This is a genomic window from Paenibacillus sp. MER 99-2 (assembly GCF_023714095.1).
Lineage (GTDB): Bacteria > Bacillota > Bacilli > Paenibacillales > Paenibacillaceae > Paenibacillus.
In genome coordinates this window covers 23,031-44,447 of sequence record NZ_JAMAUZ010000011.1, presented here as the reverse complement: position 1 = coordinate 44,447, position 21,417 = coordinate 23,031, and the positions used below count along the sequence as shown (strand labels likewise).

The window sequence follows — 21,417 nt, the reverse complement described above, 5'->3', positions numbered from 1 at the left end:
CATCTTTCATCGCTTGGTTTCCCTTGTGCATCGTTTTCTCCAGACGTACCTCATCAGTACACCTGCAAAAAACTCCCTGCACGGAACCTAAATTCGGTAAAATCTACTCCTTTCGGAGTTATAAAACACGGTTTATAACACACGTCTTAGATATACAAGCTCAATGATTAACTCCATTAAGTAATACATCTACTAGCGTTACTGGAACTTAATCTTGATGAACTCACACTTCTATTAGATGCCAGGGATGGCATTACGTTTGTGATGTGTGCGTGTATAGAACGCCTCAAGCTTATCCTGTGCAGCAGGATCAATCTGCTTGCCTTCCAGGTAATCACTGTTTGCTTCATACGAGATGCCCAGCTCCGTCTCATCGGTCTGCCCTTCCCACAATCCTGCGGATGGTGCCTTGTCCAGAATCTCTTGCGGAACACCTAGATGCGCAGCGAGCTGACGAACTTGGCGTTTGTTCAGCGTGCTAAGTGGTGTAATATCCACCGCGCCATCGCCCCATTTAGTGTAGAAGCCTGTGATTGCTTCCGAAGCATGGTCTGTACCTACTACAAGTAAGCTCTCTTCAAAAGCAAGCGCATATTGCATAACCATACGTGTTCTTGCTTTTACGTTGCCTTTGCCTTGATGCGTCATATGACGCGGGCTACCCATGGATTTGAAGCCTTGCTCTACCTCAAGTGCGATCTCGTTAACCGCATCCTCGATGTTCGTTTCCACCACATGTTTCAGGTCAAATGCTTTAGCTACCGCGTAGCTGTGATCGATATCCTGTTGTTCACCATAAGGCTGGAATACGCCGAGCGTTTTGTACTCTTGATTATTCTCCGCAGTCAGCTCGTCCGTTGCTTTTTTGCAAAGCGCTGCCGCTACAGCACTATCGATACCGCCACTAATTGCAATTAGCAATCCTTTGGTGCCGGAATTTTTTACATACTTTTTGAGAAAATCCACACGTGTGCGTACTTCCTCTTCCACATTAATACTTGGTTTAACCTTCAATTCAGCGATGATCTGTTGTTGCAAACTCATCGTTCATCACACCCCGTTTCTAAAGAATGAAATTTGATGTTCCACTTGAAAGGTTCGAATGGTTCAATAACCTTATCTACTCAAAATGAAACGCCCCGGCATCGGTCATCCGAAGGGCGGGGCGCTTTATGAGCTGATTAACGGCAGTAACGATCAAACACGCTGGTAAGCTCAGCAGCAATTTCCTCCGCGGAACGATCTTCCACTTGGTGACGCTCGATGAAGTGAACGAGTTCTCCGTCTTTCATCAGTGCGATGGAAGGGGAAGACGGTGGATAAGGTGCGAAATACTCACGAGCTTTAGCTGTAGCTTCTTTATCTTGTCCAGCAAATACGGTATACAAGTGATCTGGTGTAAGATCATTTTGCAATGCTTGAGCAACTCCTGGACGGCACTGACCAGCAGCACATCCACATACCGAGTTGATTACAACCAGTGCTGTACCTTTGGCATCTGGCAGACTTACTTCGACTTCCTCAGGTGTACGCAGTTCTTGAATACCCAAGCGAGTCAGTTCATCCCGCATCGGTTGAACCATATCTTTCATGTATTGATCAAATGACATAGACATTCGTTTCACTCCTTAAAAATGGTTATTCTATTATTGTCGAGAAAGTTAAAGACCATAGAATCACATTCACATGTTCTCCGTCAATACAAAAACGGTTTCCATGATGTGCTATTCCTATTATACATCGCTATGCAATGAAAGCAAGGTTCAGACACGACCTGCGGGAAGGCTTACTCCATCTGTAGTATGTCTTTTCTCTTGCCAAAATATGCTGAACTCTTATCGCTCAAATGCGACTTTAAAGGTCGTTCCTTTGCCTTCTTCCGATTCAACAGTAATCGTTCCATTATGCCGTTCAACGATACTCAGACACATGGATAACCCTAACCCCGTGCCTTTCGCTTTGGTCGTGTAGAACGGTTCGAATAGCTTCTCCTGGGCTCCTTGTGGGATACCTAAGCCCGTATCTCGTACACAGAGTTCTACTTTATCATTCACAACCCGTGTCTCCAGGGTTAATACCCCCTTCTCACACATGGCTTCCATCCCATTGCGAGCCAGATTAAGCACAACCTGCTTGATCTCTTTGGAATTCAAATGTAACTTCGGTACATTATGCGCTAACATAAGCTCGATGCTCTGACCTCTCAGGTTCGCATCTGCCCACAATAATGGACTGAGTTCATGAATGATGTCATGTAGCTGATATTCCTCTTTCTCAGCAATTCGATCTTGAGCAAGCGACAGAAAGTCATTAATGATACTGTTCGCCCGATCAAGCTCCTCCAGCACAATGCGATAATAATGATCAAGCGTATCAGGACTCTTCTCCTGCATTAATTGAAGAAAACCACGTACAACCGCCATCGGATTCCTTACTTCGTGCGTAATGCTCGCCGCCATCTGTCCCACTAAACTCAAACGATCTACATTATCCAACTCACTTCGCAGCATCTCCAATTCAGTAATATCCTGAATAATCAGCATCGCTCCAGTGACCTCTCTAGACTGGTCGGTCGAGAATGCGTAGATAGGTACCGTTCTTGATTGAAATACATGGGAACCGTAACGTACTGTTAATCCATCGACTTCACCATGAACAAGTGCCTTGTGAATGCTTCTCTCCATTTTGTCCGCCTGAGCCTGTTCTACAAATTGACTGGCTGGGTGCCCGATCAGATCTGGCGTGGTTGTACATGGAAGCTGTTCCTTCGCGGTCTGTTCCATCGTATCATTGACGAATTTCACATTTCCTTGTTTATCTACAGTAGCAATGGATAAAGGCACAGCGTTAAGTATCTGATGAAGTTGTTCCGTTTCCAATATGTACTGATGATGGACTTCCGATAGGTGATGTTCAAGACCACGGTAATGTTTCATATGCTCAATCCAAAGGACGCTACAACCTGCTATCATAATGGCGCCTAACGTATAACCTAGTGTAATCATAATTGATGGAAAAAGAGTTAACGAGGGATCGCTGCCCATCAGTGGAATGCACAGTAAGCTAGCCACAACCAGCCCTGTTGCAGTTATGGAGATGACCATCGTCATTTTGCGAGTACGTGTATAATGCTTGAATCGTCTTGCTGACAGCCATACAATAGGATAGAGAAGAATACCTGTTTGAACTAAAAATCCGTACAGACTATAGGGATACGCAAAGAGGCAATAGGTTAATAAATGGAGAATGGATAACGTCAAGCCAATTGCGGGTTTGCAGTATAATATGGCAAGTGTAAGAGGTACAATACTTAAGGAGATTGGAATATTCACAATATTGGCATGTAGGGCAAATAGCAAACAAAGTATCATGCTTAATGCACTGGTTATCGCAAGACCGAGCTGCATCATTCCGGTACGTTCAAGCTTGGTCATCGTTTGCTTGATGAGCCCAAGATGAAATAAGGGAATTAAGAATACTGCTGCACCTGCCAGCAGCATTTGTAAAAGAATGTCTTTCAACGCAACCACTATGCCATCTCCCTCCTCGCCTGTGCATTCCCTCATTATTTCTGATTAAAACATAGGCGACAGTATATTACAATATATCCCTTAAAACTGCATAATAGAACTTGAAATACACCATGAATGGTCAAAAAACTGAACCATTTAGGCATAATCCTGCATCATTCGATGTTCACCATTCTAGGCACAAGATGTAGATAAACTAGGCCATCTAAATCTATATCTGGATCTATCTAGCTATATACAATTCTATTGTACAAAGATGGGAAAAGGGTTGTACAAAATCAAAGAAAAAAGAAGGTAATTATTGTATGTATGATGTAATTGTAATCGGTGGCGGGTCGGCGGGTCTCATGGCCTCTGTTGCCGCTGCTGAGCATGGAGCCGCTGTGCTTCTGCTGGATAAAGGCGACAATCTTGGGCGCAAGCTGGGCATCTCTGGTGGTGGTCGCTGCAATGTGACCAATGCAAAGGAAACAGATGAATTAATCCGACATATCCCCGGTAATGGGCGCTTTCTATATAGTTCTTTTCAAAATTTGGACAATCAGGGCATTATGCGTTTTTTTGAGAATCTGGGAATTGCCCTCAAAGAAGAGGATAATGGAAGAATGTTTCCGGTGACAGACAAAGCCAAAACGGTCGTTGACGCATTGGTAGGCAAAATCGTCTCCCTCGGCGTAAAAATTCGTACCAAAGAACCCGTAAAAGAACTTATTCATAATGGTCAGCAGGTTCAAGGTGTAAAGTTAGCTTCTGGTGAAACGGTGCTTGGACGGTCTGTCATTATCGCAACTGGAGGTAAGTCCGTACCTCAGACCGGCTCAACCGGTGACGGTTATCCGTGGGCTGAGTCTGCTGGGCATACGATCACTGAGCTATATCCCACCGAAGTGCCTATCGTCTCTGGTGAGAGCTGGATTCAATCCAAAGAATTACAGGGATTATCACTGCGAGACGTAGGACTTTCCGTTCTCGATGCCAAAGGGAAGTCTGTCATCTCCCATCGAGGGGATATGATCTTCACCCATTTTGGTGTATCCGGCCCTATTGCGCTGCGTTGTAGTCAGTTCATTCGTAAAGTTCAGATGAAATCGGGGAACCCACAAGTCATGATGAGCATTGATCTATTCCCAGATCTATCTCCTGGTGCTTTGGAAAACAAGGTTCAACAGGTGCTGGAACAAGAATCCCGCAAAGCCGTCAAAAATATTTTGAAAACATGGGTTCCTGAACGCATGATTCCCTTACTGATGAAACGTGCTGAGATTAGCGACGAACTTACCTATCACCATTTTCCTAAAGGTACGCTTAGTACACTATGCGGGCTAATGAAATCTTTTACCTTCCGTGTAGACGGAACTCGCTCGCTCAAAGAAGCCTTTGTTACTGGGGGCGGAGTCCACTTAAAGGAGATATACCCTAAAACGATGGAATCCAAGCTACTGCCTGGGCTATTCTTCTGCGGTGAGGTGCTGGACATTCACGGTTACACTGGCGGTTATAATATCACGGCTGCCTTCTCTACAGGCTATACGGCTGGCATGCATGCAGCTGAATACAAACACGCTCGCGCTTAACTAGCTACAGGTGAGTTGATGATGTAGATGCTATTAACTCCATGGATCTATCTAATGCAATGAACGAATGAGCTACACGTAAAAAATAAACACCCCAAAGGGGCTGTCCCATAAGTCATGAAAATGACAGGTGACAGCCCCTTTAGTGTTATTTTGAATGAATAAATCTGAAACACGCTGCTCGCTCTCAACTCCCTAGATTCGAGATCTAATGAGTCACATAGGCATTATTTCAACGATTCTTTCATTTTTTAGATTTTGACACCGTTTTACGCCTTCACACTGCCTGAGAATCCATCTACCGAATCATCAAATGTAGGATCGTTATCCCGGTTATGCTGAGCCTCTCCAGAAGGACTCTCCTGTAACCCAGTTGCGTACCCTTCACTCCAATCCTCATTCACCATATGTGCTGGAATCGAGAATTCCTGAAATGCATTAGCAGCGTCTGTTGCAGAAGCAAATACGGCGCTTCCCCCATGAGATTGTACAATCTCTACCGCGGACTGAGGATCTTGACGATCCGTAGGAATGTATAGTTCGAGCGGCCCGGACTGATAAGGCTTATAACCAAGCTCATTCAGTGTTGCTTGTGCGGCGAGCAACGCATTCGGGTCTGCGAACTGCACTTGAATTTCACCATCACTCATCATTATCTTTTCCTCCTTACGTTAGGGCTTGTCTTATCTTCCACTAATGAGATATGTCTCCTATAGCATGGTCAGATATTCAGCCTGATATGCGAATCTTGTAAGGAAGTGATAACTTAGTTTCTACGAGTCAGTCGTATGCCACCCGCCACGGATAAAACTAACAGCCCACTTGCCACAACACCCACTGCGGTAAGTATACTTGCCATCCAACCGAGCCAGGTTAACCCGAGTGCTAGCCCCATCAGTATACCAATCGGCACAAAAAGCATCCGTACCATCATCAGCCCTGCCCGATGCAATGCATCTGAATCATATGAGATCAGCTTCACATAATCCGAAGTAGCAAAATGATCCCATGAACGATAAAACATGACTGTCAGCATTATAATCAACAACCCGCATACGATGACATTCACGGGAAAAGGAGGCAGAGCTACTGCCGCAATGGATAGACTGCCCATCTGAAAATATAATTTCAACGTAGATGATTCGCGAAAAAAGGCCTTGTATGCCGTTTCGGCAGTCCGGTTCGCAATAGAACGATTGCGTAACAGTTTGCGTGGTTTGCGAAAAATCATCGTTTTAGTACGCGGAGCTTTCGGTTTGTTTACCGCCTGACTGATCAAGATGGCCGTTAATTTCACCCTTGTTCGCAAGTCCTCTCGTACATCACCTTCAAAGGTTCCTTGCATCTGTAGTCGGATACGACCGAGCAGAATGGTCAGAAGGATTGTGCAGCCTAACGCGATAAATAGAGCGCCCATCTGTACATGAACGAATGAGGTGACTGCGATCATAATGATCCCCATTCCCACCGCAAGAGGAATGAATCGTAATACAAGTCGCCATCCGGTATAACGAACTTTGATCATATGTACTGCAATGGCCTGTAACGAAGCAGCCGCACCAAACCATAAGCATAGAAGCAGAATCTCAGTAACGGACATACCATAGACCCGGTACCATAACGGTGCGGTTAGACCGGTAACAATCATCATTTTGCCCATATGCAGTGTACACGCTCGGTACATCCCCTGACGCATCAGAGTATGCATCCAACGCTTCTGAGATTTCAGAAATAACACATCGGCCTCTTCCACAAAAAGAAGCACTCCACCCGTCAACATCACGATTTCGATAATTAGTGTTAATAATGGCAATGGTGTATTAGTCGCCCAGAGTGGCAACGGCTTGCTCCACAGACTGATATACCATCCGCTCAGATAGAGTACACCCGGAATTAGCAAGTATAACCAAACAGTCCAATCTACCACGAGCTTCAGGTTCTTCCATTGTTCTCTGAGATGCTCTTGGTGCCTACGTCGATATAATCTTAAAGGTGTATACTGCCTAGATTTGGCTGCTCCCTCCACCTCTATCAGCTCCTCTCGATCCTTGGTATCAGGAAGTCAGTATGTCAAAACAGTCGAATAATGTTGCTTCAGGTAGTTCTGCAACAGCCCGAATCTCATCTAGCGTTCCTTCTGCAGCCGAGCGCCCAGCATGGATGAGGATAAAGCGATCACAGATCCGCTCTGCCGTATCTAACACATGTGTCGACATTAGAACCCCTGCACCCCGGATGCGTTCCTCGTCCAGTAGCTTCAGGAAATCCTTCGTCGCACGGGGATCTAAGCCAATGAAGGGCTCGTCCACAATATATACATCCGGGGCAGAGAGAAATCCGATCATCAGCATCATTTTCTGACGCATGCCTTTGGAGAAGCTGGCGGGCAGATCATCTCGAACATGATCCATCCCGAATCGAACCAGCAGTTCTTCCGCTCTGGTGATGAATACATCCTCTTCCATTTCATATGCAGCAGCAGCCAGATCAAGATGTTCCCACAACGTCATATATTCGTAAAATACAGGCTGTTCCGGAATATAGGCGTAACGTCCTTTTCCCCCAATCTTCACCTCGTAGTTAGCATGTTCAAGTAGACCTAACATCGTCTTAATCGTTGTACTTTTTCCCGCTCCGTTCGGCCCGATAATGCCTACCAGCTCGCCTGGTGACACATGAATATGAATGTTTCGGATCGTAGACTGCCCAACCTCGTACCCAGCTTCACTAATATGTACGTCCAACACAGACTCTTGTAGAGATGTTACGCTTTCGTTTGCTATCTCCATAGTGCTCACTCCTATCCCAATTCGTTGCTGGGTTGCTTCTTTCTTATTATTGTAATTCAGTTATGAGCTAAATGTTTGATCATTTTAAGCATTTCATTATATAAAAAAAGAAGCAGGGGTTCCGGAGCCCCTGCTTCTTCCTATTAGAGTAAAAATCTCATATTATCGATTGTTCTCCACCACAGTCATCGTTTCACTTTCGCCTTCTGCGTTGGCATTCAGATCAAGATCCAACGCGCCACGGCTTTCGCTTGCATAGCTGCTGTTCGTGCTGTCCTCGCGGTCATTCACGCTGTTATTGCGTTCGGATTGAGCCATTGTTGCACTCTCTCCTTCCGCATTTACGTTCAGACTAATATCCAACGCGCCACGGCTTTCGCTCGCATAGCTGCTATTCGTGCTATTCTCGCGGTCATTCACGTTGCTATTGCGTTCGGATTGAGCCCACGTTGCACTCTCTCCTTCTGCATTAGCGTTCAGACCAAGATCCAGTGCACCACGACTTTCGCTTGCATAGCTACTGTTCGTCGTACGTTCACGATCATTCACGCTGTTATTGCGTTCAGATTGAGCCCATGTTGTACTCTCGCCTTCTGCTTTAGCGTTCAGACCGAGATCCAGTGCGCCACGGCTTTCACTCGCGTAGCTGCTGTTCGTGCTGTTCTCCCGGTCATTCACGCTGTTATTGCGTTCGGATTGAGCCCATGTTGCACTCTCGCCTTCTGCTTTAGCGTTCAGACCAAGATCCAACGCTCCACGGCTTTCGCTTGCATAGCTACTATTCGTCGTACGTTCACGGTCTTTCACGCTGTTATTGCGTTCGGATTGAGCCGATGTTGCACTCTCACCTTCTGCTTTAGCGTTCAGACCGAGATTCAAAGCGCCACGGCTTTCGCTCGCATAGCTGCTGTTCGTCGTACGTTCACGGTCATTCACGCTGTTATTGCGTTCAGATTGAGCCCATGTTGCACTCTCGCCTTCCGCATTTACGTTCAGACCGAGATCCAACGCTCCACGGCTTTCGCTTGCATAGCTGCTGTTCACATTACGCTCATCGCCGCTTCGTGAATAATCGCTCATCGTTGTACCTTCTCCCGAAACATTGGCATTTAGGCCAAGACCCAACTTGCCAGAGCTGCTGTGCTCATTTGTATAATCGGAAGAATGACTATGGTAACGGCTTGTACTCTCAGACGATACGCCAGCATTCAACCCCAGATCCAAGTTCAATGCTCCGGTTGCACTTGATGAACCTCCATAGCTGCCTTGATTTCCGTAACCTGTGTCACGTTGTCCTGACAGTAGAGACCCTAGCTCCAGACGCAAACCTGCATTCAGATCCAGATTACCTTTGCTGTTATTGCTATAGCTGTCTGCATAAGTTGCCTGCGTAGCTCCCAGCAATCCAGCGACCAACGTACCCGACAGTACCGACATTTTTACCCAACGATTCACTTTTTTCATGATAATATACACTCCTTCTCATTTTTGGTTGAATTAACGCCATTGTTATTGAGAGAAAGAGGTATATTGCGGCGGCCGACCTGGCGGCGCTTGTGACCACTGACTGAACCCATCGAGCTGTTCTATTCGAAAGCCAACATCATTATCTGACAAAACCAGATTCGTTATTGCTCCCGGAAGGGCAACGACCTGAGCAGTTGCTCCACCTCCAGATGCACCAGACGAGCTGGAGCTTGTACCCCCATAACCACTAACCGCTGCTGGAGAAGTTACTGCAACATTCCAGCTCGTTGATTGCTCTGCACGCGGCTGCAAGGGAGACACTGCATTATTGTCTGCTTTTTCCACACTTGCATCTGTCTTACTCTGCACTTGCTCCGTAACGATCGGTTTCACAAATGGTTGATCGATGCGGAACAGCTCGGTATCTGGTAATCCTACATTCACATCAGAATGTTGAATTAGATCGACTCCTTCCACAGGCAATGCTTGCGGGATAACTTCTGGACGAATTGTCGGTTCAGGGGTAACTTCAGTCACTTTGCCTGTAACCTGTGCGACGTCCTGTCCTTCTTCGTTGTCCCGGGATGATACCGGATCAGTAGATTCCGTAGTATTCAGAGCTGGAACTTGTGTTGTTTCCACAACCACCGGCTGTTCTGATGTATTCACAGGGCTCTCCAGCTTCACCGCAGGAATGTCCACCGATCCTTTACCGGGATCAACTTCTGTGGATATGCCTACGGGTGAAACGGTTGCTTCCACCGATGGGAGTTGAACTTTACCTTTGCTCAGATCTACACCAGAGGAAGAGACATCTACCGAAGCTACTTCAGGTACGTTCACCTTCACGGAAGGTAGTTCAACCTTGCCCTGCCGAAGGTCTGTTTTCACAGCAGACGTCTCTGCTTGAATGACCTCTGGTACCTCTGCGGTAACGCTAGGCAAGGAAGCTGTTCCTTCGTTCAGGTTAACCTGACTGCTTGATACATCTGCCCGAATTACCGGTGTATCCGCCTGCACAGAAGGCAGTTCTACGGTTCCCTTATTTGCATCGATGCCAATCTCTGATGTTCCAGCCGATCCAAGCGGTGTGTCTACCTTAAGCTCAGATACACTCAGCTTGCCTGCCGAAGCATCCGCTTTGATCGACGGAACTTCAACATCCAGCAATGGTGTGGATACAGATACCGATGGAGTCAGGTTCAATCCACCATCTGAATCACGTGTAAACAAATTCAGCGACAATCCGTTAGAGGATTTTTCTGAGGCGGCCTGAGCATCATCCGCATAGACATGCGATGAACCTAAACTTATTACCAAGGTTCCTGCAAGGACAGCCAGTGGTATGCTGGCTAGACGTACAATCGATTTGGGTAGCTTTACCTTCAAGTTGCTTCACCCCCTTTCGCTTGCTGCGTTGGTGGGACAAGACATACGAGTTTTCCCCTAGGAATAATTAGAATACAGGGATTTGTGCCTGTTCCTCATTAAACGTGAAGGCGTTTACTCAAACGTTATTTTGGCAAAAACTTTAAATTTGAAGTGTTTCCCGTCTTCTGAACCAGCAACTGGAATGCATTTGTCCATCCAATGCTGTGTATTAGGAATGCAATGATTGAATATTGTACCCAGCTATTCTTTCTACCTCTGTTACGTTATGAATCGGAGATTGGATCACCTAGATATGTATTTTATTGAATTTGATTAATGATTAAATTTTAAATGCTAAAAATGCAGATCTTGTGACATATCGCATGTTTTTCGTAGAATTAGAGGTTTACAATACAGTCATGGCGACAATTCGAATCGTCAAACGTCAGCGTATCAACCCATATAACTAACTGTAAAGGCGGGATCAGCATGCTAGAATTACAAGAAATTGAAACAGAACGTTCTCTTCATCTGTACCGCACCTTGGCCAAGACATTTAAGAGCGTGAATGAACACGCTGTATCTGGAAGCAAAGTGCATGGATTCAATCCTACAGCATATGGTTTACTTGAAGTTCTGTATATGAAGGGGGCACAGCCTATTCAACAGGTTGGGGCACAGCTTCTATTGCAGAGTGGTAATGTTACGTATGTTATTGATAAGTTAGAGCAAAAAGGACTTTTACACCGTAAACACTGTCCTCAGGACAGACGGATTATATTTGTGGAACTAACAGAAGAAGGGCAACGCACAATGGATGATATCTATCCAGGCTATGCTCACAAGATTGATCGTGCCGTCAGCGGCTTGAGCGAAGCAGATAAGACGATACTCGCAGACTTACTGGAACGACTGGCGAGTGGTGCAGATCGGTTATCAGCCAATAGCTGAATACTTCTATTCGTAATAGCAAGCAACAATAAAGGCAGCCTCATTAGGCTGCCTTTATTTATATGTTTACGTTTAGCGATGGATAGCCATCCGCACTATTTTTTCTTTTTCACACCAGCCACTTGCACAGAGCCTTGTACTTTCTGTGGAGAATCTGCGTCTTCCGGAACCAAGAGGCGTTTGCGTAGAGCTAGCGTAGCAAACCAAGACACAATTGCAATCACAAACATAATGATGAACAAGGAATGCAGACTGCCCTCAAGCACACTTCGCAACAACCGCCATTGATCGTCGGACAAAACCGTTTCCGTATGAGGTGCCAACAACTCGTTCAAATCCGAATCCGAGATGCCAGCAGCCGCAAGATTTTGTGCACTCGATAACGTTGAGATTCGATAGTTCAACCATGTACCAAAAGCTGCCGCACCAATCGTTTGTCCCAGTGTACGCATGAATGTATGTAGTGCCGTGGATGAACCTCGTTCCCGGTACCCTACAGATGACTGTGCAATGATCGTGAAGATCGTAAATGCAAAACCAAAGCCAAGCCCATAGATAAAGGTCAATAAAAACAGAACATACTGCGGCGATGAACCGCCGACCAGGAATAATCCGCCTGAACCGACCACGATGCCAGTTAGTCCAATGAGAGACGTCATACGCGACCCAATCTTCATCAAGAGGCGACCTGCCCATACACTGCCGATCAGCCAGCCAACAGACATCGGTGCAAGCAACAATCCGGATTCAGTCGCATTTCCTCCTCGTACCCCCTGCACCCACAGTGGCAGATAACTCGTAAGACCGATCATCAGTGAGCTGGTTAACAGCCCAGCGATATTCGCCACACGAATGTCCTGAATGCGGAAGAGGTGAAGTGGAACCATCGGAGCTTCAGCTCTCTTTTCAACTACGAAGAATAATATGATAAAAGCTACGGCGATCGCGCTGAGTCCCAGGATCAACGGAGAGCTCCATGCGTAATACTGTCCACCCGCTGACAACACGAAGAGCAGCGCTGTAATCCCAACAGTGAAGGTCAACGCACCCATAACATCGATTTTGGCAGTACGTGGCGACACATTTTCATGCAAATAACGAAATACAAACCACATAGCTAACAAACCAAACGGCACATTGAAGCCAAATATCCATTGCCAACCTAGATTATCTACAAAATAGCCGCCTAATAGCGGCCCCGCCAGAGATGAAATTCCCCATACAGAGCTAATCCAGCCTTGAATTTTGCCCCGTTCCTCAATGGGATAGATATCTCCAATAATCGTAAACGTCACAGGCACTACCGCACCTGCGCCAATTCCCTGGATCGCACGAAAGACAATGAGCATCTCCATATTCTGCGAGAAGCTGCATAGTAACGATCCAAGTATAAACAGAGCACATCCAATTAGGAATACAGGCTTCCGTCCATACAAATCACTGATTTTACCAAAAATCGGGGTGCTAACCGCCATTGTGAGTAGATATGCCGTAAAGATCCAGCTAAGCAATTGCACACTACCCAATTCACTGACGATTGTCGGCCCTGCCGGCCCAATGACTGTGCCTTCAATGGCGGACAAAAAGGTAGCTAACAACAAACCCGCCAAAATGAGACTGCGTTTGGAATTTCCCGTCGTATTCAATGGAACCCTTCTCTCTTCATTTCTATATCAACCAGAAAATGTTTACACTCACCACTCCGATGACAGAATAACCTTCCGATCGCTGTTATCCCCAGATTTTTTGGATTCCCTTCTCCAAAGGGAAAATCCGGTGATAAAGGCGACCGCTCTGCTTCTTCACGTTATTTCTGTCCTCTCCGTTCTCGTGTAAAAGGTCCAGTTGAATCTTTTTATTTATTATTACGCGCCCGCAGCCATTCATCATACAAAAGAGAATACATTAACATGTCTTTGTATCCCGTAGACGTATGTTGAATTTGACGAAGTAACCCCTCTTTCGTAAATCCCATATTCTCCAGAAATCCACCTGACGGTGCATTACGCGGATCCACAAGCGCCTCAATGCGATTAAGTCCCATCGTCTCATATCCAAAGGACAACAATACCGAGAACGCCTCCGACATATACCCATGCCGCCAGTAGTTACGTCCTAACTCATAGCCGATCTCACCGCGAAACGCGCCTTCAAGTTGCCATGTATTGAATCCACAGCTTCCAATAAGGCGTCCTGTCTCTTTCAGCTCTATTCCCCAACGGATCGCATCCTCTTCTCCAGCCATATGGTTAAGCAGACCAATCATATCCGCTGCTTCAGTTGCCCCAACCATTGGGGCCAGATTCATATAACGGGTCACCTCTCGATCTGACCAGCACGCGAACATCTGAGCAGCATCCCGGCGACGCATTTTGCGCAAGCGAAGACGTCCCGTCTCAAGCTCGGGGATTCTACCTTTACATTTATACATCAACATACTCTCCGATCCGATCCATACCTTAAGACCATAAAAATTCAATAATTATCTAACCATAACCTGCGCATGATGGCAACGGTTTAATCCTGATTCGTGCATGTTCAAAAAAGTACGGTGAAGATCGAAGTGTACCTTCGGAACAGCCTCTATTATAACATCAAAAAAACCGGGTCACATATGCTCCCGGTCTTGTTCTACATATTGCTCAACTCATCAGGCACATTCAGCCATATAGCTTGTCCCAATCATATCTTCACAATTAGGTTTACCTACGCTTCAGTGCCTGTGGCTAACAATTCATTGCTGACTCGGCCGAGTACAGCTGTAATTTCCTTATACTCCTCAATACCTGTGCCTGTAAGACTCCACTGGTCTCCATGAGCCGTCAGGAAATTCTCTTGGGTCAGGTGTTCAAGCTCCTGCTTAATCTCCCGCTCTCCCACACGATATCCCCGTTCTTCCAGCCAAGGCAGTGCGTCACTAACCGTCAAATCCTGATGCTGAGCCAAATATAGAAGATGAATCCGTACAAAAAGATTCTGTACCTCTGCGTGCATAAGTCAATCTCCTTCCAGGGTTCGCCCTCTGTGATTGCTAAGTAATTACCCCAGTGAAGAAGCAGAGAAACAGGAGGAATTTACAGGCTAGTTCCTTCGTTTTCAAAATCCTCCGCTTGACTAACGACATACACTACACTATCTTGAAAATAAGTACCATTTTTGCTCGGGAGGGTGATTAACCATGTTTCAAGCTGTTTCTTATGAAGGAACACGAAGCGAGCAGCACAACGCCGTCCTGGGACAGTTAAGCGCTCTGATTCGCGATGAACCTAGCGCCATTGCCAATCTGGCAAACGCAGCGGCGCTGCTCAATGTATTTTTGACCGATACCAACTGGGTCGGCTTCTATCTGTATGATGGCAAAGAACTTGTACTTGGTCCATTCCAAGGACTGCCTGCCTGCATCCGTATCCCACTTGGACGCGGTGTATGCGGCACATCTGCTGCAGAAAAACGTACGCTCGTCGTTGACGATGTACATGCTTTCCCAGGCCACATTGCCTGTGATGCTGCATCCAACAGCGAAATCGTCGTACCGATTATTAAAAATGGGGAACTATACGGAGTACTCGATATCGACAGTCCGATTAAGAACCGTTTTGACGACGAAGACCGGATCTTCCTGGAGCAAGCAGTACAACTGCTCGTAGACCAACTGTAAGCAGGTACTGTGAGCCTCTATACGCATAAAGCTTGTGAGGTCATTTGCTTCTTACAATCGGAAAATTCGGCAAAATGAAAAGCACAGTCCGCAACTGGACTGTGCTTTTTCATTTGCCATCTTCATACACCCATGTTCTGCTCGCCCTTCAACATGTTATGCATCTAAGACAATTCTTGTTCCGCTTTAATCAACATGGCATCCCTTAGAAATTCAGCGAGCTTAGGATGATACCCGTCATACATTTGGCGGAAGTTCTGATGTTCAACGTACAGATTACCTAACTCCCGGTAGATCTCGGCTGTAGGCGTATAATACCCTCTGACCCATTCCAGATGTCTGTCAATAATCTGCTGCACCTTCGGACTATCCGCAGACAAACCATCCTCGATGGCCTGCTGCAGGTCACGATTGATGCCATCTATTTTCTCCTGAGAATCCAGATAGTCTCTTTTCGTCTTAAGCTGCACACTCCGGAGTGTATTATCAGATTGTTGATTGTGCCTAGGCTTGTCTGTGTTCATCTCATCCAACTTCGGACGAAACATCGAATCAGCGCCCGATGAAGGTTGTTGCAGTAACGCACTGCGCTGTCTCGGCTCAACAAATCCCTCGTATAGTGCACACTCCTCAATTTCTTGCTCACCTTGCAGATGGGATATCGTTTTGTCGAGTGTTTGTATTAGACCATGCAAGCGAAGTGCCTTTTCTAGCATTTGAATACGTTGCTGCTGCATCATTTGAATCATGTCATACGGATCTTCCTGTAGCATTGAGCCGATCTCTTCCTGCTCCACACCAAGTTCCTTGCAGAACAGTATTTGCTGGAGCTTTAACAGTTCCGGCTTCTCATAATACACGTCGTTCGGGTCATTGCCGACAAACGCTGGGGTTAAGAGCCCAGCATTCACATATTGACTTAATTCATCCAAACTCACTCCGGACATACCGGATACGTCAGCCATAGTATATGCCATTCCAAACACCTCCTGTCATGGTCTGCAACTACTGGGTTTCAGACATATTATCAGATCATAAGTGCTTCATCAGGTAGTAGATCGCTGCCTTAAGATCGATCAATTGTTCACTGGCTTAATTTTTGTTAAACATCACAAATTTCAATTCGGTCATCTCTTCCACTGCATATTTCACACCTTCACGTCCCATGCCGCTCTGCTTCACGCCGCCGTATGGCATATGATCAACCCGGAATGTAGGAATATCATTAATCATGACACCGCCAGCTTCAATATGATCCGCCGCATGTAAAGCCGTCTGAATATCATTCGTGAATATGCCTGCTTGCAGTCCATAGATGGAATCATTCACATGTTCAATACCTTCTTCAATCGAATCAATCGTATTAATGACCACAATCGGGGCAAATACCTCCTGACAGGATACTTTGGCGTCGCGGGGTACATTGACTAGAACAGTAGGACGCAGAACCCCACCTTGCACTTCGCCCCCAGCCACCACTTCAGCTCCTGCCTGCTTCGCTTCGGCGATCCATTCTTGAGTACGTTGTACATCCTTCGCTGATATTAGCGCAGACACAACTGTATCCGGGTTCAAGGGATCACCTGTGACGACTTGCTTCGCAGCCTCTGCAAAACGACGAATAAATTCATCTGCGATCTCACGGTGTACATAAATCCGTTGAAGAGAGATACATACCTGCCCCTGATAAGTAAATGCACCTGTCACACTTCTAGGGATTACTTTATCAAGATTCGCATCCCGATCCACAATAACAGCGGCATTCGATCCAAGCTCCAGGGTCACTCGTTTCAACCCAGCCTGGCTGCGAATGCTCTTCCCTACAGCTGGACTCCCTGTAAAAGTAATATGGGCAATACGTGGATCAGCCACGAGCACATCACCAATCGTCTTGCCATCTCCACTAACCACGTTCAAGGCACCATCTGGTAAACCTGCCTCCTGGAGTAGATCAGCGATATAGTATGAAGATAACGGGGTCTGCTCTGCTGGTTTCAGCACAATGGTATTACCCGCTGCGATCGCCGGTCCAACTTTGTGCGCCACCAGGTTCATCGGAAAGTTAAAAGGCGTAATGGCTCCAATGACACCGAGCGGCTGGCGCATCGTAAATCCAACACGTCCTTCTCCGCCTTTGGCTGCATCCATAGGTACAGTCTCACCAGTTAGCCGCTTCGCCTCTTCTGCAGCAAAACGGTATGTCTCAATTGTCCGATCTACCTCGGCTAATGCAGCTGTAATTGGCTTCGCCGCTTCCAGAGCAATAACTCGTGCGGCCTCATCCTTACGTTCCTGGAGCAGCTCTGAAAGCTTATATAGGATATCCGCACGCTGATGTGCGGGCATTCGGCGCATTGTATCTCCAGCCTGGGTTGCCGCAGCAATAGCTGCTTCCGTCTCCTCTGCCGAAGCCGTAGCAACCTCCGCAAGTGTCTCACCGGAATAAGGTGCTTGAAGCTCTTTATATTGTATAGACTCGGTAGGTTTCCCTCCGATAAACAGATGTTGTTTTTTCATTGCTGCATCCTCCATCCCTTCATTACTACAAGATGAACATATAAATTAACACGGGATCACCCTATTTATTTATACACTATTTTATTATTCTCAACCCAGTAGATAGGCTTAATATTGCATTTTTCATCTAAGTAACAATCTCAGATGTCTCGAACCGTAAAGCTCATATACAAGCTCTTTATCATGCAGCTACAGCGCTATTTAACTGTTAGTACAGGACAATGAGCATGTTTCAAGACTCCGTGACTCACACTGCCAAGTACAATCTCAGCCAGCATACCTTTGGCTCCCGCACCCATAACGATCAGCCCGCATCTTTGATCCCGTGCAACCCGGCAAATCTCATTCACAGGATCTCCGGCTACTAGAAGTGTCTCAGCAGGGACAGAACGTCCTGACAAGAACGCATGAATCGGCTCTACGATACGTCTGCCTTCTTCGGCAATTCTAGCGTCCAGATCAACGCCCAGCGCAGGCTCATTGATGGATATCGATGGATTCACATGTACAATGAGCAATTGCGGATTTTTTTGCATACCCTCTGCTAGTTCGACCGCTGCCTCCAGCGCCTTATGAGCATGATCCGATCCATCCACCGCTACAAGTATTCGTTCAATCATGTCGCTTCCTCCTCGGTATTAATGATGCGAAATAGCCGTATCGATCTCACGCAGATGGCTGCGGCGAACCAACAGAACAACCACACCAATCAGCACCATGATCGCGCCAAAATAAAACGGTGTCTCCGGCATGAACCATTCGGATAATTTACCTGCAAGCCACGGTGCAAGAGCACCACCCAAGAAACGAACAAAGCTGTAGGCCGCAGATGCTACTGAACGCTCCACTGGCGCGGCTTCCATTACAGCGGTTGTGATTAACGTATTGTTAATGCCTAGGAAAATACCAGCTACAATTACTGCCACAATGACGGTTGTAGAAGAGCCCATCACTGTACCTACAGCCATTACAACCAGATCAATAGCGAACAAAGTTAACATGACACTCATGGATGGAACCGATCCGAATCGACGTTGCAGTCTAGGAGCTACAAATACAGATGTAATCGCCAGCGCCAGTCCCCAACCGAAGAACACGTACCCTAACCCATGCTCGTCCAGATTCATGACATATGGTGAATAAGCCATTAATGTAAAGAAGCCAAAATTGTATAAGAAAGCGGTAATCGCTAAGGTTTTCAGAGATGGATAACTAAGCGCCTTGAACGGATCGGACAAGGAACTTCTTGTTTTCGGTTTGGCCATCTTAGGCAACATAAACGTAATGCTAATAAACGCAATGGTCATCAACACAGCCACACCGTAGAACGGACCGCGCCATGAGATGGAGCCAAGCTCGCCACCGAGCAGTGGACCTACTGCAATCCCAAGCCCCAGTGCTGCCTCGTACAAAATAATAGCTTTCGCTGTCCCTGACGTGGACAGACCTACAATGGCAGATAACGCTGTTGCGATGAATAGCGCATTACCAAGACCCCAACCGCCACGGTACCCTACCAGAGCACTTACCGTATCCGAAGTTCCCCCAAGAGCGGAGAAAATGATAATGAGCAATATACCGCTCAGTAGCGTCCATTTCACACCAATCCGGCTGGATACAACACCGGTGATCAGCATGGCAATACCTGTGACCGCATTGTAGCTCGTAAATAACAGGGAAACCTGACTTTTGGATGCGTGCAATTGATCGGCTATGGCAGGCAAGATTGGATCGACAAGTCCGAGCCCCATAAACGATATAATACATGCAAAGGCGACAGCCCATACGGCTCTCGGCTGTGATAACAGCCCTCCGCGTGATGATGGCAATTCGTCAGGTAGCGATGGTTCTCTTTTCATAACTAATTCCTCCTGATGATGGTCTGTGTATTGGCGTTGCTCGGTTTATTACTTAACAGTTAAAGCTTTGTAAATAGATGAAAATTTCATTTCACTTTCATAAAAAACGCAATCAAAACGGAACAAAAGAACACCGACATGGGCGGTGCTTATGTTCTCAGCTATATACCTTTATTTCGTCGTAAGGCTGATCGCCCCTATTTCTTTCAAATCACATTCACATTATCTTTCGCACTGCTATTTATCCGTCTTGGACTCGATCTGATGCGTCTTGTTCTTGTTTCTGTTCCTGCAACCGCTGAATACCCGTCTGAACTCGTCCTCGTAACTCCTCAAGTTCACTCTGCACGGCATGAATGCTATGAAGTTTCTGTTCAATCAACTCCAGTTGTTCATTCAGCGTGGTCTCCATCGTGCTCAGCTTCTCAATGCGCTCCTGCACTTCAATCGTCTGCTGATAGTCAAAACGCTGTTCATTCAGCGCATCTGATGTTGCGACATACGCATGCAGTTCCTGAAGTGAGAAACCCAATACCTCCTTGGCGCGAACGACCTTTTTCAGATACGTAATATCCTCCCGGGTGTATAAGCGCGTGCCACCATCCGTCCGTTGAGGTGAAGGCATGACACCAATCTCTTCGTAATACCGGATTGTACGTTTGGTTAGTCCACTTTCCTTAGCGACATCATCAATTTTATACAAACTCATTTCCTTCACCTCACTTTATATGTCTGTAATTTTATATGTACATAATTATATATAATTATAACGTTAACGTCAACGTTAGATTTTATGTATACGGAATCTGGAATGAAGCTTCTCCACTTCAAAAACATTAAAAGAAAATCGACTTCACTGCGATTCCCACTAAAATAATCAATATGATTACCCCGATGCCCTTCCATCCTAGGGTGCTTACCAATTCTCCTAGGTTGCCAATCGTCGACCGATCATATGCATCCTTCATCGTTCCCGTTGGATTATTCTTTAATTCTTCGCGGGCTAGCCGTTCTCTTTCTCGCTGCGGCTCTTGATTCGTCATCTGATCTCCCCCAGTCTCACAGTTTTGGTTGTAGTCCTATTATACTAAATAAATGTTTCATTTCTGGTTAAATCATCCATAAATATGTATATATTTTATAATCAGCTTAATTCTATGTTTATTCGTATGCACCTACTTTAATAGCTACAAAAAAAGACCCGCTTGTGCGAGTCCCTCGGTTAGTGCTATGCCTATTTATATTATGCATTCTGCGGCTTTTTTTTAGGTTTACTTTGTAACTCCTTCAAACGCCCCTCTACCTTCACAAACAATCGAATCGTATAAAAAGCTAACGAGCCGAGACTCAGTATCAAGGCTTGTACTTCAGTAAACCAAAATCCAAGAATCCCGAATACCAGAATGATAAAGCCAAACTGCATCATCAGATTCGAGGCATAATGCTGCGCTTCCTTCCACAATTCCGGATCACTCATCGCTCTTGGTGTACGATAACCGTAGATTCCGTTAATTGCTCTCGGTGGTTTCTTGAACATCATGAAACCCAGTATAAAATAACACACCCCACATATTATCCCTAAAATCGATCCAGCCAAAACTGCCTTTCCCCTTTCTTCTGTTGAGCTTACTCAGCCTACATGACCACGACCTGTTAAAAACAAAAAAACGGCTCTACGTATATACGAAGAGCCGCCATGAA

Annotated in this window: 21 protein-coding genes; 3 read left to right on the top strand and 18 right to left on the bottom strand. The window is 46.1% G+C overall.

Going from position 1 to position 21,417, the window contains the following annotated elements; all coding sequences use genetic code 11:
• Window positions 1–234: 234 nt before the first annotated feature.
• The 3 genes from nadE to M3636_RS26435 form a co-directional block, all read right to left on the bottom strand.
• The gene (gene nadE, locus M3636_RS26445) at window positions 235–1,044 is read right to left on the bottom strand and encodes an ammonia-dependent NAD(+) synthetase (RefSeq protein WP_128100205.1); all 810 of its coding nucleotides are present in this window, start codon (window positions 1,042–1,044) and stop codon (window positions 235–237) included.
• A 137-nt stretch (window positions 1,045–1,181) separates the two neighbouring features.
• The gene (locus tag M3636_RS26440; RefSeq protein WP_128100204.1) at window positions 1,182–1,616 is read right to left on the bottom strand and encodes a BrxA/BrxB family bacilliredoxin; all 435 of its coding nucleotides are present in this window, start codon (window positions 1,614–1,616) and stop codon (window positions 1,182–1,184) included.
• A gap of 219 nt (window positions 1,617–1,835) precedes the next feature.
• On the bottom strand, window positions 1,836–3,530 hold the full coding sequence (locus tag M3636_RS26435; protein ID WP_251384514.1) for a two-component system sensor histidine kinase NtrB: 1,695 nt from the start codon (window positions 3,528–3,530) through the stop codon (window positions 1,836–1,838).
• A gap of 305 nt (window positions 3,531–3,835) precedes the next feature.
• On the opposite strand from M3636_RS26435, the gene M3636_RS26430 reads away from it, so the two are divergent.
• On the top strand, window positions 3,836–5,104 hold the full coding sequence (locus tag M3636_RS26430; RefSeq protein WP_251384513.1) for a BaiN/RdsA family NAD(P)/FAD-dependent oxidoreductase: 1,269 nt from the start codon (window positions 3,836–3,838) through the stop codon (window positions 5,102–5,104).
• Window positions 5,105–5,373: 269 nt separating this feature from the next.
• Here the strand turns inward: M3636_RS26430 and M3636_RS26425 are convergent, their stop codons facing one another.
• The 5 genes from M3636_RS26425 to M3636_RS26405 all read right to left on the bottom strand — a co-directional run bounded on the left by M3636_RS26425 (window position 5,374) and on the right by M3636_RS26405 (window position 10,749).
• The gene (locus M3636_RS26425; protein ID WP_128100200.1) at window positions 5,374–5,757 is read right to left on the bottom strand and encodes a hypothetical protein; all 384 of its coding nucleotides are present in this window, start codon (window positions 5,755–5,757) and stop codon (window positions 5,374–5,376) included.
• A gap of 113 nt (window positions 5,758–5,870) precedes the next feature.
• Window positions 5,871–7,130 (bottom strand): ABC transporter permease, encoded by a 1,260-nt coding sequence (locus tag M3636_RS26420; protein ID WP_251384512.1) that lies wholly within the window; start codon window positions 7,128–7,130, stop codon window positions 5,871–5,873.
• Between the two features lie 28 nt (window positions 7,131–7,158).
• On the bottom strand, window positions 7,159–7,893 hold the full coding sequence (locus M3636_RS26415; RefSeq protein ID WP_251384511.1) for an ABC transporter ATP-binding protein: 735 nt from the start codon (window positions 7,891–7,893) through the stop codon (window positions 7,159–7,161).
• 162 nt (window positions 7,894–8,055) lie between these two features.
• A complete protein-coding gene (locus M3636_RS26410) occupies window positions 8,056–9,357 on the bottom strand; it encodes a hypothetical protein (protein ID WP_251384510.1) in 1,302 nt (433 codons plus the stop codon).
• A 45-nt stretch (window positions 9,358–9,402) separates the two neighbouring features.
• Window positions 9,403–10,749, bottom strand: a complete 1,347-nt coding sequence (locus tag M3636_RS26405; protein ID WP_251384509.1) for a hypothetical protein — start codon at window positions 10,747–10,749, stop codon at window positions 9,403–9,405.
• 471 nt (window positions 10,750–11,220) lie between these two features.
• Between M3636_RS26405 and M3636_RS26400 the strand changes: the two genes are divergently transcribed.
• The gene (locus M3636_RS26400) at window positions 11,221–11,682 is read left to right on the top strand and encodes a MarR family winged helix-turn-helix transcriptional regulator (RefSeq protein WP_128100196.1); all 462 of its coding nucleotides are present in this window, start codon (window positions 11,221–11,223) and stop codon (window positions 11,680–11,682) included.
• 95 nt (window positions 11,683–11,777) lie between these two features.
• Here the strand turns inward: M3636_RS26400 and M3636_RS26395 are convergent, their stop codons facing one another.
• The 3 genes from M3636_RS26395 to M3636_RS26385 all read right to left on the bottom strand — a co-directional run bounded on the left by M3636_RS26395 (window position 11,778) and on the right by M3636_RS26385 (window position 14,676).
• Window positions 11,778–13,328 (bottom strand): MDR family MFS transporter, encoded by a 1,551-nt coding sequence (locus tag M3636_RS26395; RefSeq protein ID WP_251384508.1) that lies wholly within the window; start codon window positions 13,326–13,328, stop codon window positions 11,778–11,780.
• A gap of 209 nt (window positions 13,329–13,537) precedes the next feature.
• Window positions 13,538–14,119, bottom strand: a complete 582-nt coding sequence (locus M3636_RS26390) for a GNAT family N-acetyltransferase (protein WP_440131397.1) — start codon at window positions 14,117–14,119, stop codon at window positions 13,538–13,540.
• A gap of 269 nt (window positions 14,120–14,388) precedes the next feature.
• Entirely contained in the window at window positions 14,389–14,676 is a 288-nt protein-coding gene (locus M3636_RS26385) for a hypothetical protein (RefSeq protein WP_128100194.1), read from the bottom strand.
• A 184-nt stretch (window positions 14,677–14,860) separates the two neighbouring features.
• Between M3636_RS26385 and M3636_RS26380 the strand changes: the two genes are divergently transcribed.
• Complete coding sequence (locus tag M3636_RS26380; RefSeq protein WP_056697222.1) at window positions 14,861–15,340, top strand: GAF domain-containing protein; 480 nt, start codon at window positions 14,861–14,863, stop codon at window positions 15,338–15,340.
• A 164-nt stretch (window positions 15,341–15,504) separates the two neighbouring features.
• Here M3636_RS26380 and M3636_RS26375 read toward each other — a convergent pair whose 3' ends face one another.
• The 7 genes from M3636_RS26375 to M3636_RS26345 form a co-directional block, all read right to left on the bottom strand.
• The gene (locus M3636_RS26375) at window positions 15,505–16,317 is read right to left on the bottom strand and encodes a MerR family transcriptional regulator (RefSeq protein WP_251384507.1); all 813 of its coding nucleotides are present in this window, start codon (window positions 16,315–16,317) and stop codon (window positions 15,505–15,507) included.
• A 115-nt stretch (window positions 16,318–16,432) separates the two neighbouring features.
• The gene (locus tag M3636_RS26370) at window positions 16,433–17,857 is read right to left on the bottom strand and encodes an aldehyde dehydrogenase family protein (RefSeq protein WP_251384506.1); all 1,425 of its coding nucleotides are present in this window, start codon (window positions 17,855–17,857) and stop codon (window positions 16,433–16,435) included.
• A 197-nt stretch (window positions 17,858–18,054) separates the two neighbouring features.
• Complete coding sequence (locus tag M3636_RS26365) at window positions 18,055–18,477, bottom strand: universal stress protein (protein ID WP_251384505.1); 423 nt, start codon at window positions 18,475–18,477, stop codon at window positions 18,055–18,057.
• Between the two features lie 18 nt (window positions 18,478–18,495).
• Window positions 18,496–19,716: an MFS transporter gene (locus M3636_RS26360; RefSeq protein WP_251384504.1), complete on the bottom strand. Its 1,221-nt coding sequence runs from the start codon at window positions 19,714–19,716 to the stop codon at window positions 18,496–18,498.
• 241 nt (window positions 19,717–19,957) lie between these two features.
• A complete protein-coding gene (locus M3636_RS26355) occupies window positions 19,958–20,425 on the bottom strand; it encodes a MerR family transcriptional regulator (protein WP_251384503.1) in 468 nt (155 codons plus the stop codon).
• Between the two features lie 127 nt (window positions 20,426–20,552).
• Window positions 20,553–20,759, bottom strand: coding sequence for a DUF6366 family protein (locus M3636_RS26350; RefSeq protein WP_251384502.1), 207 nt, complete (start codon window positions 20,757–20,759; stop codon window positions 20,553–20,555).
• Window positions 20,760–20,959: 200 nt separating this feature from the next.
• Window positions 20,960–21,313 (bottom strand): SdpI family protein, encoded by a 354-nt coding sequence (locus M3636_RS26345; RefSeq protein ID WP_251384501.1) that lies wholly within the window; start codon window positions 21,311–21,313, stop codon window positions 20,960–20,962.
• Window positions 21,314–21,417: the final 104 nt, after the last annotated feature.